Raw genomic sequence first — 243 nt, 5'->3', positions numbered from 1 at the left:
CCCCAGGAGGCAAGCCCCCTGGTTTAGGCTGTTCCGCGTTCGCTCGCCGCTACTGACGGAATCACTATTGTTTTCTCTTCCTCAGGGTACTTAGATGTTTCAGTTCCCCTGGTCTGCCTCTGCATATCCTATGTATTCAGATATGAGTAACTGCGAATTACCACAGCTGGGTTTCCCCATTCGGACACCCCCGGATCAAAGCTTGCTTACAGCTCCCCGAGGCAGTTTCGTTGTTCGCCACGT

At 53.1% G+C, this 243-nt stretch carries 1 rRNA gene; it reads right to left on the bottom strand.

Annotated features, from left to right (window positions below):
* Window positions 1-243, bottom strand: a 23S ribosomal RNA gene (locus tag HPT30_RS00170); the annotation flags it as partial.

Origin of the sequence: Paenibacillus agri (assembly GCF_013359945.1) — a bacterium.
Classification (GTDB): Bacteria; Bacillota; Bacilli; order Paenibacillales; family Paenibacillaceae; genus Paenibacillus_AQ; species Paenibacillus_AQ agri.
This window is presented reverse-complemented; position numbering and strand designations above follow the sequence as displayed.